Source organism: Sphingopyxis panaciterrulae (genome assembly GCF_014199295.1).
GTDB classification, from domain to species: domain Bacteria; phylum Pseudomonadota; class Alphaproteobacteria; order Sphingomonadales; family Sphingomonadaceae; genus Sphingopyxis; species Sphingopyxis panaciterrulae.
The window spans coordinates 22,196-37,029 of record NZ_JACIJH010000018.1 but is presented as its reverse complement, the minus strand read 5'-3'; the positions used below and the strand labels follow the sequence as shown (position 1 = coordinate 37,029).

18 protein-coding genes are annotated in these 14,834 nt (G+C 60.2%); 3 read left to right on the top strand and 15 right to left on the bottom strand.

From position 1 onward, the window contains the following. Positions 1-12: 12 nt before the first annotated feature. The 4 genes from FHR21_RS18810 to FHR21_RS18795 form a co-directional block, all read right to left on the bottom strand. Complete coding sequence (locus tag FHR21_RS18810; RefSeq protein WP_184101145.1) at positions 13-591, bottom strand: lytic transglycosylase domain-containing protein; 579 nt, start codon at positions 589-591, stop codon at positions 13-15. Continuing rightward, positions 579-1,115, bottom strand: coding sequence for a S26 family signal peptidase (locus tag FHR21_RS18805; RefSeq protein ID WP_184101144.1), 537 nt, complete (start codon positions 1,113-1,115; stop codon positions 579-581). The genes FHR21_RS18810 and FHR21_RS18805 overlap by 13 nt, the downstream gene beginning before the upstream one ends. After that, a complete protein-coding gene (locus tag FHR21_RS18800; RefSeq protein ID WP_184101143.1) occupies positions 1,102-1,332 on the bottom strand; it encodes a helix-turn-helix transcriptional regulator in 231 nt (76 codons plus the stop codon). The genes FHR21_RS18805 and FHR21_RS18800 overlap by 14 nt, the downstream gene beginning before the upstream one ends. Positions 1,333-1,503: 171 nt before the next feature. Then, a complete protein-coding gene (locus FHR21_RS18795; RefSeq protein WP_221235261.1) occupies positions 1,504-1,701 on the bottom strand; it encodes a DUF2285 domain-containing protein in 198 nt (65 codons plus the stop codon). 222 nt (positions 1,702-1,923) lie between these two features. Between FHR21_RS18795 and FHR21_RS18790 the strand changes: the two genes are divergently transcribed. Both FHR21_RS18790 and FHR21_RS18785 read left to right on the top strand, forming a co-directional pair. Beyond that, positions 1,924-2,133 carry a helix-turn-helix domain-containing protein gene (locus tag FHR21_RS18790; protein WP_184101141.1) on the top strand — a complete coding sequence of 70 codons (210 nt, stop codon included), beginning with the start codon at positions 1,924-1,926 and terminating at the stop codon, positions 2,131-2,133. Positions 2,134-2,405: 272 nt separating this feature from the next. Continuing rightward, on the top strand, positions 2,406-2,615 hold the full coding sequence (locus FHR21_RS18785; RefSeq protein ID WP_184101140.1) for a helix-turn-helix domain-containing protein: 210 nt from the start codon (positions 2,406-2,408) through the stop codon (positions 2,613-2,615). Between the two features lie 17 nt (positions 2,616-2,632). On the opposite strand, the gene FHR21_RS18780 is transcribed toward FHR21_RS18785, so the two are convergent. The 10 genes from FHR21_RS18780 to FHR21_RS18735 form a co-directional block, all read right to left on the bottom strand. Continuing rightward, a complete protein-coding gene (locus tag FHR21_RS18780; protein ID WP_184101139.1) occupies positions 2,633-3,124 on the bottom strand; it encodes a DNA -binding domain-containing protein in 492 nt (163 codons plus the stop codon). Further along, positions 3,084-3,398, bottom strand: a complete 315-nt coding sequence (locus FHR21_RS18775) for a transcriptional regulator domain-containing protein (RefSeq protein WP_184101137.1) — start codon at positions 3,396-3,398, stop codon at positions 3,084-3,086. Before FHR21_RS18775 ends, FHR21_RS18780 begins: the two co-directional genes overlap by 41 nt. A 5-nt stretch (positions 3,399-3,403) precedes the next feature. Continuing rightward, positions 3,404-4,273 (bottom strand): phytanoyl-CoA dioxygenase family protein, encoded by an 870-nt coding sequence (locus FHR21_RS18770; RefSeq protein WP_184101135.1) that lies wholly within the window; start codon positions 4,271-4,273, stop codon positions 3,404-3,406. After that, positions 4,270-4,896 (bottom strand): acyl-homoserine-lactone synthase, encoded by a 627-nt coding sequence (locus tag FHR21_RS18765; protein WP_184101133.1) that lies wholly within the window; start codon positions 4,894-4,896, stop codon positions 4,270-4,272. The genes FHR21_RS18770 and FHR21_RS18765 overlap by 4 nt, the downstream gene beginning before the upstream one ends. Positions 4,897-4,952: 56 nt before the next feature. Continuing rightward, positions 4,953-5,666: a LuxR family transcriptional regulator gene (locus tag FHR21_RS18760; protein ID WP_184101131.1), complete on the bottom strand. Its 714-nt coding sequence runs from the start codon at positions 5,664-5,666 to the stop codon at positions 4,953-4,955. 44 nt (positions 5,667-5,710) lie between these two features. Next, on the bottom strand, positions 5,711-6,148 hold the full coding sequence (locus tag FHR21_RS18755; RefSeq protein ID WP_184101129.1) for a DUF2147 domain-containing protein: 438 nt from the start codon (positions 6,146-6,148) through the stop codon (positions 5,711-5,713). 8 nt (positions 6,149-6,156) lie between these two features. Next, complete coding sequence (locus FHR21_RS18750) at positions 6,157-7,014, bottom strand: metal-dependent hydrolase (protein WP_184101127.1); 858 nt, start codon at positions 7,012-7,014, stop codon at positions 6,157-6,159. 198 nt (positions 7,015-7,212) lie between these two features. Continuing rightward, positions 7,213-10,539 carry a TonB-dependent receptor gene (locus FHR21_RS18745; RefSeq protein ID WP_246427332.1) on the bottom strand — a complete coding sequence of 1,109 codons (3,327 nt, stop codon included), beginning with the start codon at positions 10,537-10,539 and terminating at the stop codon, positions 7,213-7,215. A gap of 64 nt (positions 10,540-10,603) precedes the next feature. Then, on the bottom strand, positions 10,604-11,584 hold the full coding sequence (locus tag FHR21_RS18740) for a FecR family protein (protein WP_184101125.1): 981 nt from the start codon (positions 11,582-11,584) through the stop codon (positions 10,604-10,606). After that, a complete protein-coding gene (locus tag FHR21_RS18735) occupies positions 11,550-12,140 on the bottom strand; it encodes an RNA polymerase sigma factor (protein WP_338113219.1) in 591 nt (196 codons plus the stop codon). The genes FHR21_RS18740 and FHR21_RS18735 overlap by 35 nt, the downstream gene beginning before the upstream one ends. A 174-nt stretch (positions 12,141-12,314) precedes the next feature. Here FHR21_RS18735 and FHR21_RS18730 point away from each other — a divergent pair, with 174 nt between their 5' ends. Continuing rightward, positions 12,315-13,469, top strand: a complete 1,155-nt coding sequence (locus tag FHR21_RS18730) for a hypothetical protein (RefSeq protein WP_184101123.1) — start codon at positions 12,315-12,317, stop codon at positions 13,467-13,469. Here FHR21_RS18730 and FHR21_RS18725 read toward each other — a convergent pair. Further along, positions 13,366-14,724 carry a phage integrase central domain-containing protein gene (locus FHR21_RS18725; protein ID WP_184101190.1) on the bottom strand — a complete coding sequence of 453 codons (1,359 nt, stop codon included), beginning with the start codon at positions 14,722-14,724 and terminating at the stop codon, positions 13,366-13,368. The two genes, FHR21_RS18730 and FHR21_RS18725, sit on opposite strands and share 104 nt — an antisense overlap. Between the last annotated feature and the right edge of the window lie 110 nt (positions 14,725-14,834).

The following is a 14,834-nucleotide window of genomic DNA, read 5'->3' as shown; positions in this document are numbered from 1 at the left end:
AATTATCGCCGTTTAGCGGCGAATGAAAAAGATTGGCGGCGACGCTTCGCGCGCTTCCGCTTCGGCGATCGGTCGCGATCGAGCGGCAAACAGGGCCACGGGCGGCGCCGCAACCGACGATCCGCGTCGACCTGCGACGCTCACCATATAAGCGCGCGTCTCGCCGGGTAGGTCCGACCGCCCCGCGAGCCAGGCCGAATAGCGCGCCGGCCCCGCGTTGTAGGCTCCGAACAGGCCGGGATAACCGAAGCGGTCATACATGAGCCGCAGATAATAGGTTCCCGCTAGGATGTTGTCGCGGGGCGCGTGCGGATCGGTCCCCAAGCCGAGCCGCGCGCGCATGTCCGCCCATGTCCCCGGCATGAGCTGCATGAGGCCCATCGCCCCGGCGCGACTGACGATCGGGCGCCCGTCCAGCGTCGTGCGTCCGCCGCTTTCGGCGCGCATGACGCGCTCGATCCATGCGACCGGGACGCCGTAGCGCGCCGATGCCTCGGCGATATAGGGGCGCCAGCGATCGACCGACTGCGCTTCGGCGGGCGAAGCCGCGAGCAGCGCGAGCGCGGCGAGCGCGATCTTCACCGCCGCCATATCAGCCGTGCCTTGCCGACAATATCGCCGGCCTCGCTCACGCCGAAATAGCGCCCGTCGAACGACGCGCGGCTATCGGTCATCAACAGGAAAACCTCGCCCGTCCCCAACTCGGTGCATCCCGACCACCACGGCATTGGCCGCCCGGCGCCGTCGCGGTCGAGCCGTCGTGCGACCAGCCGCCCGTTGACCATCACGCGCGCGCCAGCGGCGCAGACCTCATCGCCTGGCACAGCGGCAACGCGCTTCACCAGCGGGACATTGGCGGGCAGATAATGCCGCCGCGCCGCGAACAACCGGAACTCGACCGGCAGGCGCGCGATCACCATGTCGCCGCGCGCGAGCGGCGCGACCTCGCCGACGCCATAGAGGCCCACAGGCGCGCTGGCGCTGGCGTTCCATAGGAGGCGCGGGCGCGGCGGCGCGAACAGCGTCGCGGCGAGCGCCGCCGCGAGGCCAGCGCAGCCGACAATCCACGGCGCGCGCCGCCACCGCTTGGCCGGTGCCGGATCAGTCACGGCCATACGCTCCCGCCTGTTCGAGCGACCAGGCGTCAAGGTCGTCGATATGGTATCGGACGCGCCGGCAGGGCCGGAAAAAGCGCGGCCCGGTGCCGTTGGTGCGATGCACTTGCAAGGTGCGCAACGAGACGCCGAGATAATGGGCGGCCTGTTTGGGACTTAGAAAGGGAGAGCCGCGCCTAGCCTCCTTCGCCCGCTCGATGCTGTCGTCGCTCTCCATTCTATCTCTCGCTCCTTCGCGCCATGACGGCGAAAGGCGGAGTGTGGAGCGCGGCTCATAGTCGCGGACGTGTCGGAATCGATATCGGCGGATTCCGACACCCTTGCGGAAGATCAACTATATCGGGGCGCTGCCCTTCTCGGGCCGCTTCTATCGTACTGGGATCGGCGCCTATGCCGCAAAGCCGCCATCGACGAACCAATGGGCGCGGTCGAGGTGGGATTGCCAGCAGCTCTTTGCGCCGCAGGGATCGGCCGCGACGTCGAGGTCAAGCACCTCCATTGCCACATCGGTCCAGTCATAATCATCGCGCTCGGCGTCGAGCAGTCGCGCATAGGTCAGTATATGAGTGCGGTCGTAGTCGGTCATGGCAGGCACGTCCGGCGCCTGCGCACAAATTCCAACTCTACAACGACTGAGATAATCCATAACCATGTGCCTCGATCGGTTCGGCCTGTTTCTGTTCAGTGAACGACATCGCCATTATTTTACATCAAGTTGGTGTAACCGCAACCGCGCTCCACGGTCTTTCACATCATTTCGATGTGAGGGCGTGTGGCACGGGGGATTCACGACAATCGCTATCGCTGGATGGTCGATCAGCTCGTCCGCGAGCGCAAGGACCAGGGGCTTAGCCAGGAAGCGGTCGCGGCTCGGCTCGGCAAGCCGCAGCAATATGTCTCGCGCTATGAAGTAGGCGAACGGCGGCTCGACATGGTGGAGTTTCTCGACGCCGCGAAAGCCCTGAACGTCGATGGCCTCAAGATCGCCGCCGAAGGCATGAAGAAATCTCGGGGCTGATCCCTGTGCGGCAGATACCGGTGGCAAAGCGCGCGCGCTCATAAAACCGTCCCGTTCCTCTTAGCGCCTATAACGAAATCGTACGTCAACATATGTACGCGGTCATGGTCAGCGTCGTCTCCTGTGGCGCCCTTCCGATTATGCCAGCTCGCGAAATGTATGATCGGCGTGCCGTCACACCACTTTCCTGTTCTGCCAAACGCGTCCATCCGCCATCTATTTCAGTGTATACTCCGTGGTGAAATACTCAGCAAGCACGAGAGTTGTCGACCATGTCGATACGCGACGTTCTTGCTCGAAATTTGAAAGAGGCCCGAGCCGTGAGGAACTGGTCGCAGGAAGAACTTGCTCATCGGGCTGGGATCGACCGTACCTATGTCAGTTCACTTGAACGGTGTCGGTATTCGGCCACAATCGATGTCGTCGATCAGGTGGCTAAGGCACTGGGACTCTCCGCAGCGGATCTTCTGAAGACTGGATGACCTGGCTACCGGGCCGCTCACACGGATAGCCGCGACAATATTGATCGGGGACCTTCGGCCCATATTGTTCGCGCTGTCGAAACAAGTCGCCGTGCGCGTGATTTTGTAGAATCGCCAGCGCCAGGCCAGTCACCTGCACGGACGAACTCGTCACCGATGGTTCGCAGCGAGGCGCCTTCTCCCAAAGCATCTATAACGCGCAGAGCCAGCACGATGCGATTTAGACGTGCCGTGTCGACGTACTCAGTGAGCGGCCGACCGTGGAAGAAGGCGATCAGACGCCGAAACTCGACAAGCTGCTTCGGCGCGACCGCGACGGTAAAGGGGAATATCAGCCGATCGAGCGGCAGCGCCGCAGGGCGCGCGGCAACAATATCAACGCGAACGCCATGATGGACGCCGCCGATGACAACATGAAGCTGTCCGTTATTGGCGACCGCCAGAGACGCTACGAGCGAAGTCCCAGCATCAGTGCGCGCCACGCGCCGCGCGGTTTGGGAGCGCAGCACCGACGGATCGAAGGCGGCCGACCATAGCAAGCGTGCGGTGGACGCGGAGCGGCTCGGCTCCTCGGCGAAAGTGCAGCCCCCAACGCGCGGTGAACGCGGCATCGGCGGCGGTCAGCGGGCCATCGCCCTCATCGGCGCCGCCGGGATAGTCGGGATAGCGGCGCAGTAATTCCCATGCGAGGCCGCGCTCGCCGGTGGCGGCGAGCGCCGCATAGAGGCCGGCATCGCGCCAGCTTCCAGGTGGCAAGACCGCGCGCGTCTCGATCGCCGGCATGACCGCTACCCGTCGCCGCGCTGCGTCTGGACATAGGTGCGAAGGGCGTCGGCCTGATCGGGCCGCAACGCATCGACGGCCGCGACATGATCGGGCCTATCGCCCGCGAGCAGATAGGAGGGGCAGCGTCCTTCGACATTGCCGAGATTGGGACGATGCTGGGCGTAGCCGACCAGCGCGGCAAGATCGGGGTCGAAGTGCCGCGCGACCTCAGGCGGATAGACCAGCCATTGCAGCTCGAAGGGCTTGAGCCAGCCAAGACAATAGCTGACGATGATCCCGCGTCTAAGATCATCGCTGACATTGGCGCCCGCGCCATGCAGCGTTCCGCCGAGCCAGACCAGCGCGTCGCCGGGTTCGCAGGTCGCGGCGACGGCCGCGCTCTCGCTCGCATCGCTATCGTAGCTGAGCCGGTGACTGCCCGGCCAAAACCGGGTCGCACCGTTCTCCGCCGTGAAGGGCGACAGCGGCCACATGACATTGACCTGAAACTGATGCCCGCCCTTGATCGCGGGCCATAGGTCATGGTCGCGGTGCGCATATTGGGCGAGCGCGCCGGGGTGAATTTCGACGGCTTGCGTGAGATTGAGCGCGATGCGGTCGCAGTTCGGCGACAGAATGCTTTCGACCAGCGGAAGAATGGCGTCGTTCATCACCAGCGCGCGGGTCGCCGGGGCGCGGGTGAGCAACCGCCCGAAACGTTTGGTCCGCTCGCCGAAGAAGTCGCCGACGCAATAGGACGTCGCCGCGAAATCATAGTCGAGCGACGAATCTATCGCGTCGATCTGATGGGCCGGGACCAGATTGCGGATGACGCAAAAGCCGTCGCGGTCGAGCCTGACGGGCGCGCTATCGGGGGAGAAAGGCCCGGTCATGCCGCCGACCCCGTCGCGGTCGTTCCCTCCGACAAGGCGGGGAGCGCATAGAGACCGTGGGCTTCGAGATGGGCGGGCGTCGCTGCCTCGATCGTCACGGCGAAGGCGCCGAGACGACCGCCGCCCAAATCCTGCCCCGGGCCCAGCGCCTCGCCGTGCCAGCCCATAGCGAGGATCTGTTCGCGGAAGCGCGCGGTGACGACGCCGGTAAAGCGGGTAATGCCCCGATCCAGCGCATGATCGACCATCGCACGGATAAGCCCGTCGCGAAGCCGCAGCCGTTCGGGCCGCAGCATATTCGGCGGCAGGCAAAGCCGGGTGATCTCGAAAATGTCCGGCCCGACTGGAACGCCGTTCGTGCAAAGCCGCTCGAACAGCGTGCCGAGCAGATGCGGCCGCGTCGAAGGCAGCAACCGCATCGACGCCAGATGGCGGCCAGCGCGATCGGCGGCGATGATATAGGTGGCATAGGCGTCGTCGAAGCGATCGACCTCAAGCCGGTCGTCAACGACGGTCAAATCCCAGTCGAGCAGGTCGATGAACAGCCGTTTGCGGTCCTCGAACATGGATTCGAGCAGTGGCTGGTCGGCCGGGGTGCCGAGCCCTTCGACGATATGGATCATGGTTTTCGCTCCCTTGCGTGTGGTCACGCGAGGAAAGCGAAGCCGGACCGTAAATATTATACAGCCAAGTAGCCGTATTGTCGGGGTGCTATTTCGTGGATGCCGATTTCGCCGTCGAGGACGGCGGCTAGAACGAGCTGGGTTCGGTTGTGAACCTCGTAGCGGGCGCAAGCCAACTCGATGTAGAATTTGATCGTCGCCGGTTTCAATCCGAGGATCGTCGCAATGTCGGTGTTGCTCTTGCCCTGCCCGGCAAGGACGACGCACTCGCGCCAGCGCGGCATCAGCCGCCCTGCGCGGACTTGCCGCAGACGGCCGCCGTTCATGATGTGCCGCGCTTTCTGGAACGCGAAACCGCCGATCGTATGGGCGTCCGCGATATGGCGCCGGACGCATCCCGGCACGCGGGGCGAGCAGAAGTTGCAAGAACCGCTGCGCTCGCCCAGCACGAAGGCGGGAACGGTGATGCCGTTGCTGATGCCATGATATTCTCCCCGTTCGAGAAAGGCCCGGTGCCGCGGGCTAAGCTCCATGAACTCCGCCATCTGGCACCAGGTAAAGCAGGTATCGCGCGCGATGCAGGCATGAATGACCGGATCGTCGCGATGATAGAGACGCCCAAAATATTCCGCGGCATAGGCTGGCGGATAGTTGTTCATGTTGATGAGGCCGGGCGAGCCGGTGCGGTGATCGTCGTGATGGATCATCGCATAATGGCGGAAACCCATTTCGTGCGCGGCGGACTGGACGACGCTTTCGACGGCGTGCAAATCGTCGGCCTTTTGGATCTCGCCAAGAAATGTCGTCGCGAAAGTCAGGGCAAGTGCGTCCAGACTTTTGTTCGGCAGAATAGGACCGCCTTGCAACCCTTCACCTCCAGCTTTCCGTCGGCACGCAGCGTCAGATAGCCCTTGGCCGCGCCATCACCCGTCTCGGGATCATAGACCGGGCCGCCCTTCCATTCGCGAGGGCCTCCCCCGAACCCCTTCAACACGATCAAGCCCTTCAAGCGCCGCTCGCGTAGCTTGCGGTCGGGGTTGTTCACGTCGCGCTGGTCGGGGTTGGCCCGCAGGGGAGCGGCATCGACGATCTTTCCGCATAGGGACGGACCACAACGGTAAATCTCGACGCGCCCCCCTTGGCTGCCGGTTGCCCAAGTGCCGGTGATGGCGCCGCTCCCCTGCGAAGCCGTGGCCGCTCCCCCTCCCGAGAGGGCCGCAAAGAATAGCGTGATAGATATGGCTTTCCGCATTAGCCCGATCACCGCGGCAGAGGCGTGATGAGGGGCGGCGTCAGCGACGCGAGGGCGCGCCGCGCCAGCGCGCGGTCGTCGTGCTGCCACGGATGGAAACCGGGCCGGAGATAGAAGAGGATACCGCGCGCGAGGCCGCGCATCGCGCCCGGATAATCGTAGAGGAAGGCGAGCAGCGCCCGCCATGTCGCGCGGTCATTCTTCCCGTCCTGCCGCAGCAGGTCGCGGGTATTGCGGAACACGACCCAATGAAAGCGCATCGCCGCGCTCAGCATGGCGAGGACACGCAGCAACCAGCTCATCCAGCGCGGCATGTTGCGGATCGCGTGAAGCCAGGTGTCATAGGCGACCGCCTTATGCTCGATCTCTTCGACCGCGTGCCAGCGCCACATGCGCTGCGTCTCGACGTCCGCGCCGGCGAGGTGCGCCGGATCGGACAGCACGGCGTTCGCCAGCAGCGCGGTGAAATGCTCGAGCGCGCAGGTCGCCGCGAGCTGCATGATCGGCGGCCGACGCTTCGCCCAGGCGATCGTGCGGGCGGCGCGGTCCTCGGACGAGGCCATGTCATAGCCTGCGTCACGCGCCTGCCGATTGAAGAAGATATGCTCGCGCGAATGGGTTGATTCCTGAAAGATGAAATCATCGATCTGCTCGCGCAGCGCCTCGGGCACGTCGCCGCGATAATGGCGCACCGCCGCCATGAAGAATTTCTCGCCGACCGGGAAGGTCGAGGACAGGGCATTATAGAAGGCCGTCCGGCCGGGGTCGCCGCCGTGCCACCAGCGGCGCGGCAGCATGTCGCGGCCGAATTTCCAGTTGCGCTTTTCAATGACGTGACCGGCCGGGGTTTGCGTCCTGTCGGTCATCATCGTCTCCTTCCTGCGATCAGATGAAATGGGCCGCCGCGCGGCGCCGGGGAGGAACCGGGCGGCGGCCAGTTCTCTCGGAGAGAGAGTGCGCGTGAAAGCATCCCGCTGGTCCATCGGTCTGCGAAAAGCTGGGCCGATGTTTGCTCGGGAGCAAACAGACACCGGCCCAAGGTTCATCCCCCAGTGGTGGAGACCTCAGAATTTCTTGGCGATGTTGAACCCGATGATGCGAGGATCGAGCGTGAAGACGTTGGTCGTCAGGCCCGAGTCATCCGAGTTCAGGAAGGCATCGGTGATCGGCGACGAATTGAAGACGTTCTTCACATAGGCTTCGATCGACAGGTCGTCGGGACCATCGACACGGAGCGAGATGTTGAAGTTCGTCCAGTCGCGCAGCCGGTCGTAGGGAGCGAGGTTGTACACGCGTGCCCAGCTCTTCGCCTGCCAGTAACCGTCGCCGCGAATGGTTGCGCTCCAATCACCATCGAACGGGATGGTATATTCGGCACCGAGATTGACGGTCCAATGTGGCGAGTTGGGGAGTTCCTTACCCTCAAGATCCGTGTAGAATCCTGCTCCGCCATTCAACTCGGGATAATTCGCGGGATCATAGAACTCTCCGGTAGCTGGATCTCGAAGGAAGTATCCGCCCAATATCCCGCCTTTACCTCGGCACATCTGCCAGTAGGCGTTGGTTGCATCGGTCCTCTTTAGCCAATCCTCCACAACCCGAGTGGGAGCGACGCAGTTGGATGGAAGTTGGTACCAGGGCTTTACAACCGTGTAATCCGGATTCCCCAGTGTACGGTTCATCGGGTCGATCGACCGCTGCCCCTTGCCAATCCGCGTCTTGAGCCAACCAGCATTGGCATTAAACCGCAACCGATCGACCGGCTCGAACCGCGCGGAGAGTTCGGCACCCCAAACCTTGGCGTCGAAATTCTCGTTTACAGCGGTGCGGTCACGAATTTGAGACACCTGATAATTTTTGTAATCATAAAAGAAAGCGCTCGCGTTGAGAGTCAAGCGACCTCCCATCAGCGTATTTTTCGACCCGATCTCCAAAGCATTGACAAATTCAGGCTCAAATGTCGGCCCGTAGTTAACTGCGGTCAGTTTTAGACCTGGAAGCCAACCAAGCATTTCATAGGCTTCGATGAGGTAATCAGGAATAAATCCTGAATTCTTAAACTCTTCCACTGTAGCAAATCCTGGAGAAGGAGGATTCATCCCTCCCGCTTTGTATCCCCTACTATAAAATGCATACAACAAGGTGTCATCTGTGAAGCTAATATCCGGCTTCCAGTCCAAGCCCAAGCGCCCAGTCAACTCACCCCACTTAAGCCTAATGTCCGGCTTCGCAGGATATCCCGTGCCGATATATCCGCCACCGTTAACATCCGGACCTAGAAGCAATTGACTAGGAACTGGTGTAAATGTTTTTTTATCCTTAGTGTACCTACCGCCCGCCGTAAGCTTGAGCGTATCACTCAAATTCACATAAAGCTCTCCAAAAACTGCATAGCTTTCCAATTTATATGGATTAGAGCTTCTAAAATAATTGTGACCCATGCCATTTATATTTTCAACCGGGTTAGGGTCAATGTATGGGCAAATAGAGTTAATAATATCCGTGATACCATTAATAGGTGTACTGCACTGAGTTTGATTTCCAGATGAATTAAACGGCGGCATCATCGCTATAGCTGTAAATATATTAGACATAACATAATAGTCGTTTTGGGTGTTAAATTTCGTATAGTTCCCACCAATGCTTAAATTAATATTACCGTCAAAGGACGACTGCAACCTGATTTCCTGGGAAAGCTGCTTTGAATCGGCCGAGGAAATATCGAATAATCCCAAGCGATCAGAGCATCCAATCTGCGGGTCACAAAACACTCCTCCGGGAGCAAGATTTCTCCAGATACTGGGGTTTCCCCTGAAGTCCACGAACCCAGACGTATCATTAAATATAGGGAATGTATTGAATCTATTGTAGTCCTGAAAACTGTAAACATCATCCCAGTTAATTGCTGTCTGAGATGAAATAGATATATCATCAGAAAGACCTATATCGATATTAAACTGCAAAACGTCAGATTTCGTCCGATAGACCGGGTCTCGGAACGATGCGACTTCGCGCAAATTACGCGACTGCATCATTCCGCCATAGGGATCGACACCATTAAGAAGCGTTGGGAAATTGTCGCCGCTTCCGGAACCCAAAAAATATGCTCGATTCGCCTCGAAAGCTCCTGCAATGAAAGGAAGCGCAAGGCCATTCGGCGTTCCATAAGCCGCATCTTCGTAGAGACTGCCGGGCGTGCAACCTGTGCTAAGGATCGCTGCTCTTATCTCATTATATGATGGATATGCGGAATTTTCTACTCTTGTAGGAGTGGATCCGATCATATCGGGACTGTCGTCACGATGGCAAAGCTGCTTGCCTGTACGAGAGCGATTATCACTTTCCCTGAATCTCTCCCAAATCAAACTGCCGCGCAACCAATCGTTTTCGAATCCCAAGGTGGCGCGCAGCGAGTAGAGATCGCGACCATTGATCCGATTCTTAGTGACGGAGTTGTAGTCATAGCCGTCGCGATCGGTCATCGAACCGGCGATGCGAAGCCCGAAGGCATCAGGGACAATCGGAATGTTGAGCATGCCGGTCATGCGGCGGCTGTTGTAGTTGCCCACCTCGCCTTTGATACTACCCTCGAACATATTCAGCTTTGGCTTAGCCGTAATCAGGTTGATAACGCCGCCGGTCGCATTGCGCCCATAGAGTGTGCCCTGCGGACCGCGCAGCACCTCCAGCCGCTCCATGTCGAAGAATTCCTGTTCGAAAAATCGATTATGGATGAGACCCGAGTTGTTGAAGGCGACCGCCACGCCTGGATCGCTGGTGGCGGAAATCGCCTTAGTGCCAATGCCACGAATTGAAATGTTGTAGCCGGTGAAATTGGACTTGCTGAACGTCAGGTTCGGCACGGCGCGCATGATATCGGGGCCGCCCTCGATTTTTTGTTCTTCCAAATTCTTCTGCGACAGCGCAGTAATGGCGATCGGCACGTCTTGCGCTGACTCCACACGCTTCTGCGCAGTGACGACGATTTCCTCGCCGCGATAGCCGTCATCGGCGGCGGGCGTTGCGGCGTTTCCCGCATCGGCCGAGGTTGCGGATGCCAGCGTCCAGGTGCGTCCATCGCTCGACACGATGCGCAGGCCGGCATCGGCCGCCGCGCGGCGCACAGCCTGATCGACGGTCATCGAACCCTTGATCGCGCGGATGCTCTTGCCGCGCACGGCGTCTTCGCTGACGAGTATCTGAATGTCGGCTTGTTCGGCAAGCGCCGGGATGCCGGTCGCGGCCGATTGCGCCGGGACATTGAAGCTCTTGGTCTGGGCCATCGCGGGCGTCGCAACCGCCACCGCACAAATTGCCGCCGAAGACGCGAGCGCGCCACGAAGATCGCGATACCGCATAATATCCTCCCCCATGTAATCCGGCCCGATCATTCGGGCTCACATGGACAACGATGCTTGAGCGAAACTTTTTTGTAATTTTTTCTGAAAAAATCCGTCAATCCGACGACAGGATGATCCGGTCGGCTGTGACAACGGCGCGAGAATCCGTCAGTATCTCAACGGCGTGCGCGAAGGCGTCGGGTTCATTGGTGCGAAAGCGGCCGATCATCTTTTTTTGCCCGAGCCCCGCATCGGAAAGCTCGATCTTGCGGACATTGTAGCGGTTGAACTCGGCCACCGCCTCGGCAACCGTGTCCCCGTCGAACACGAGCTGACCGGTGCGCCATGCCAGCGCATTGTCGATTTCCTCGCTGGCAGCGGCAATGGACACTACAGCTTTGTCGGGTGCAATGAAGGCGCGTGTCCCGGCCTCGACGCGGCGAATATTGGCTTCGTCCCCGACACGCCACACCTCGACGACGCCTTCGGTCACTTGCACATCGACGCCGTTCGCTTCCCGCCTGACGGAAAAGGCCGTGCCGACCGCGCGAACCCGCACGTCGCCGATTTCGACGACGAATGGCCGCGCCCGATCCTTGGCGACCTGAAACCACGCCTCGCCGCCCTTGAGCGCGATCTGGCGCAGCTTCGGCTTCATGGTCACGTCGAGCGCGGTTTGCGTGTTCACGGCGGCAAGCGAGCCGTCGCTTAGCGGCACGCGCCGGATTTCTCCTATCGCCGTCTGGATTTGCTCATCCGGCGCAGCGAAGAAATCCATGCGCGGAAGGCCGACCACCAATGCGGCGGCGGCAGCGGCGGCACCGCCGCCCAATATGACACGTCGCCTTGAAAACCAGCCGCCGCCAGCGGTGGCCACCTCGTAAGCTGGCGGCTGTCCGGCGCGAAGGACGCTCGCGCGGTCGAGCATGTTCCATGCGACCTTGGCACGGAAATAAGCGCCGCGACGGCGATCATCACCCGCGAGCCACGCCTTGAGCTCGGCGCGCACGGCAGGGTCATGGCCCTCGCGGTCCATGCGGGCGACCCACTCGGCCGCGCGATCATTGATCGCTTGTGCTGTTTCGCGCTCGCTCATCATATCCCATTCTTGCCATTGCTCGCGCGGTCTTGCGATCGCCATCGGCTATCGACTGCAATATCAGCTTCATGCCCTTGGCAACCTCATTCCCGATCACAAATTCCGTAACGCCAAGCTGCTCGGCAACCTCGCGCTGCGACAGTCCATCGACCTTGCGAAGCTCGAAAATCCTTCGGCAGCGGTCGGGCAGTTCCGCGATAAGACGCTGCACCCTTTCCAGTTCGCGCCGGGCGGCAACAACCCGCTCGGGCGTCGGCTCGTCCATTGCGATGCCTGTGTTCTCGATCTCCGTAACCGATTCAATGCTGACGACACGCGCGCGGCGCAATCGCATGAGAACGATGCTGCGCGCGGCAGTGAAGAAATAAGCGCGACCGCTGGCGATATGGCTCACGCCTTTCAGGCCCGCGATCTGGCAATAGGTTTCCTGTATCACGTCTTCCAGGTCGTCGGGATCGAGCGTGCGGAGAAGCCAGGCGCGCACGTCCGCTTCGTGCGGCAGGATTTCCCGCCCCACCCAGGCGATGATTTGCGCGCGCTTCTCCCGGTTCACGTCATTCGACTTTTTCGCTCCCGTTCACCCCAACGATGCACGACGGAGGATTTCCCGTAAATTTTGTTCAAATTTATTGGGTGCTGACAATCTACATCCCAATCATCCAAGCCCGAAACCAAACAAAAAATGCACCGCCGCGCATCGTTGGAAGGAGTAGGAGAATGCGAGGCCATGAACGATGAGGCGACGATAACGCGGCAAGAACTTTACGATCTCGTCTGGCAGAAGCCGATGACACGTCTTGCAGAAGAATTTGGGATTACCGACCAACAGCTTGCCAGCCTGTGCAAGCGAGAGGCGATTCCGCGGCCGCTCCGGGGCCATTGGAACAAGCTCGCATTCAGCAAGCAGGTTGGTGCAAGACCGCCGCTCCCATCCGGAAATCGAGGCGTGGATGCGATCGTTTTTCGCATATCGGACTTGTTGGCCCCTCCCGCGACGCCCAAATCGCAGGTCGATCGGCACAAGGCAAAGATTCCGCCGGTTCGGATTTCTGAGCGACTGTTTCATCCGCACCCGGTCATCGCCGAGCGTATCGCTTGCCGAAAAGCGGATATACGCGCCGGCAGGGAATATTATGACTGCGGCACCCGCGCGTGGGAGAAGATAACGCCCTTCAACGATGCTGATCGGCGCCTTTTTTGCGTTCTCAATGCTATTTGCCAGAATCTCGAGGCGCATGGAGTGGCGGTAAGCCGCAATGAGCGCGGCGAACTGACCGCACGTTCGGGCTGTGATGCAATCGTGTTTCAGCTTCGCTACCGAATGAAGCGGATCAAGACGTCAAGGATGCCCGATTCCTGGGACATTCGACCCAAAGGGGATGACGTCGTTCGTCGCGATCTCGAAGCGACGGGCAATCTCATATTCGAGATGACAAGTTGGATGCCTTCAGGCTTCCGCCGCAAGTGGTGCGAGGGTTCAACCTATCGCATGGAACAATTTGCCAGCGACATCGTCGCGACCATGATCTTGGCGCTCCCCGCTCTCGCTGCCGAACGCGAAGCGCGGGAGGAACGCAGCCGCCGTTCTGAAATGAGGATGAAGCAGCAAAGCGAACGGGAAGCGCAGCGACGCTTGGATAAAAATCGCTTCCGGCAGCTCGCCGAACATGCCGCAGCATGGCGTGAAACGTCGCTGCTGCGACGCTTCGTTGCGGCCATGCGTGAGGCCGACCTCGACATGGGAATGGTGATCGAGGGCAAGACCATCGCGCGATGGCTCAACTGGGCGGAGGTTGCGATCGACCGTCACGATCCGCTTTTGCACCCGAAGAGCGTGATCGAATCCATTGCAGCCGTGGATCGTTGGACCTATCCAGACTGACGAGCGGTCCGCCCAAACGCCTTGCACCCACGGCTAGTTTCTCGGGCTCCACATTCTTTGCGGACTCTACGTTCTCCCGCAAACGATCGAGTTCATCCGACCAGAATTGCATCATCTGGACGCGCTCGTCCCAATATTCGCCCCTGGCATAGGCGCGACGCACCGCGTTGCCTTCGGCATGGGCGAGTTGCCTTTCGATCGCATCGGGATTCCAGCGCCCCATTTCGTTGAGCAGGGTGCTCGCCATCGCGCGAAAGCCATGCCCGGTCATTTCATCTTTCGCGTAACCGAGACGACGGAGCGCGCCGTTGATGGTGTTTTCCGACATCGGGCGACTGGCCGAGCGTAGCGACGGAAAAAGATACGGACTCGGGCTGGCATCATATTCCAGCATGGCGATGATTTCCAAAGCCTGCCGGGAAAGCGGAATCTTGTGCGCCCGGCGCATCTTCATTTTGCTCTCGGGGATCGTCCACACCGCTTTGTCGAGATCAAACTCTCTCCATTCGGCATGGCGGAGTTCGCCGGGGCGAACAAAAACATGAGACAGGAGGCGCAGCGCAATCAGCGTGGACGGATGGCCCTCATAGCTCTCTATCGCTCGGAGCAACGCGCCAACCTCTGCTGGTGTGGTAATGGCGGCGCGATGCGTCACCTTCGGCGTAATCAGTGCCCCGCGCAAATCGGCGGCGACATCGCGATCCGCTCGAACAGTGGCGATCGCATAGCGGAAAACCTGACCGCATATGCTTCGCAGGCGAAGAGCGGTTTCGTGCTTTCCCTTCGTTTCATATTTGCGAAGCAGGGTCAGCAATTCGAACGGCTTGATCTCTGCAATCGGCCGATGCCCGATAAACTGGTAAGAAAAGTCCAGCAGCCAGCGGTTCTTCTTGAGCGTGGCCGGCGAGAGGCCTTCCTTCGTGACCTTGGCCAGCCATTCCTCTGCGACGGCTTTGAATGTGTTTGCCGCCGCGATGCTCGCTGCCGCCTTTTCGAGCCTGGCCTGCTCGGCTGGATCGCGCCCGGTGGCCAGCAATTGCCGAGCTTCGTCGCGCTTGGCTCTGGCTCCGGCAAGGCCAACATCGGGCCAAGCGCCAAAGGACAGGGTCTTTTGCTTTCCAAGAAAGCGGTAGTTCATCCGCCAACATCGTCGCCCCGCAGGGGTCACAAGAAGATATAGCCCGCCCGAATCACCCAGCTTGTATGGCTTATCGCGGCCCTTCGCCGCCTTGATCGCTACCGCCGTCAGCATGATGGTATCTCTTCCATGACTGCCTCGGACATACCATCAAATATACCCCCAAATTGTCGGGGTGCGACGAAATACGCCCGTATCAACACGGACGGTGATAGCACAAAAAGTGG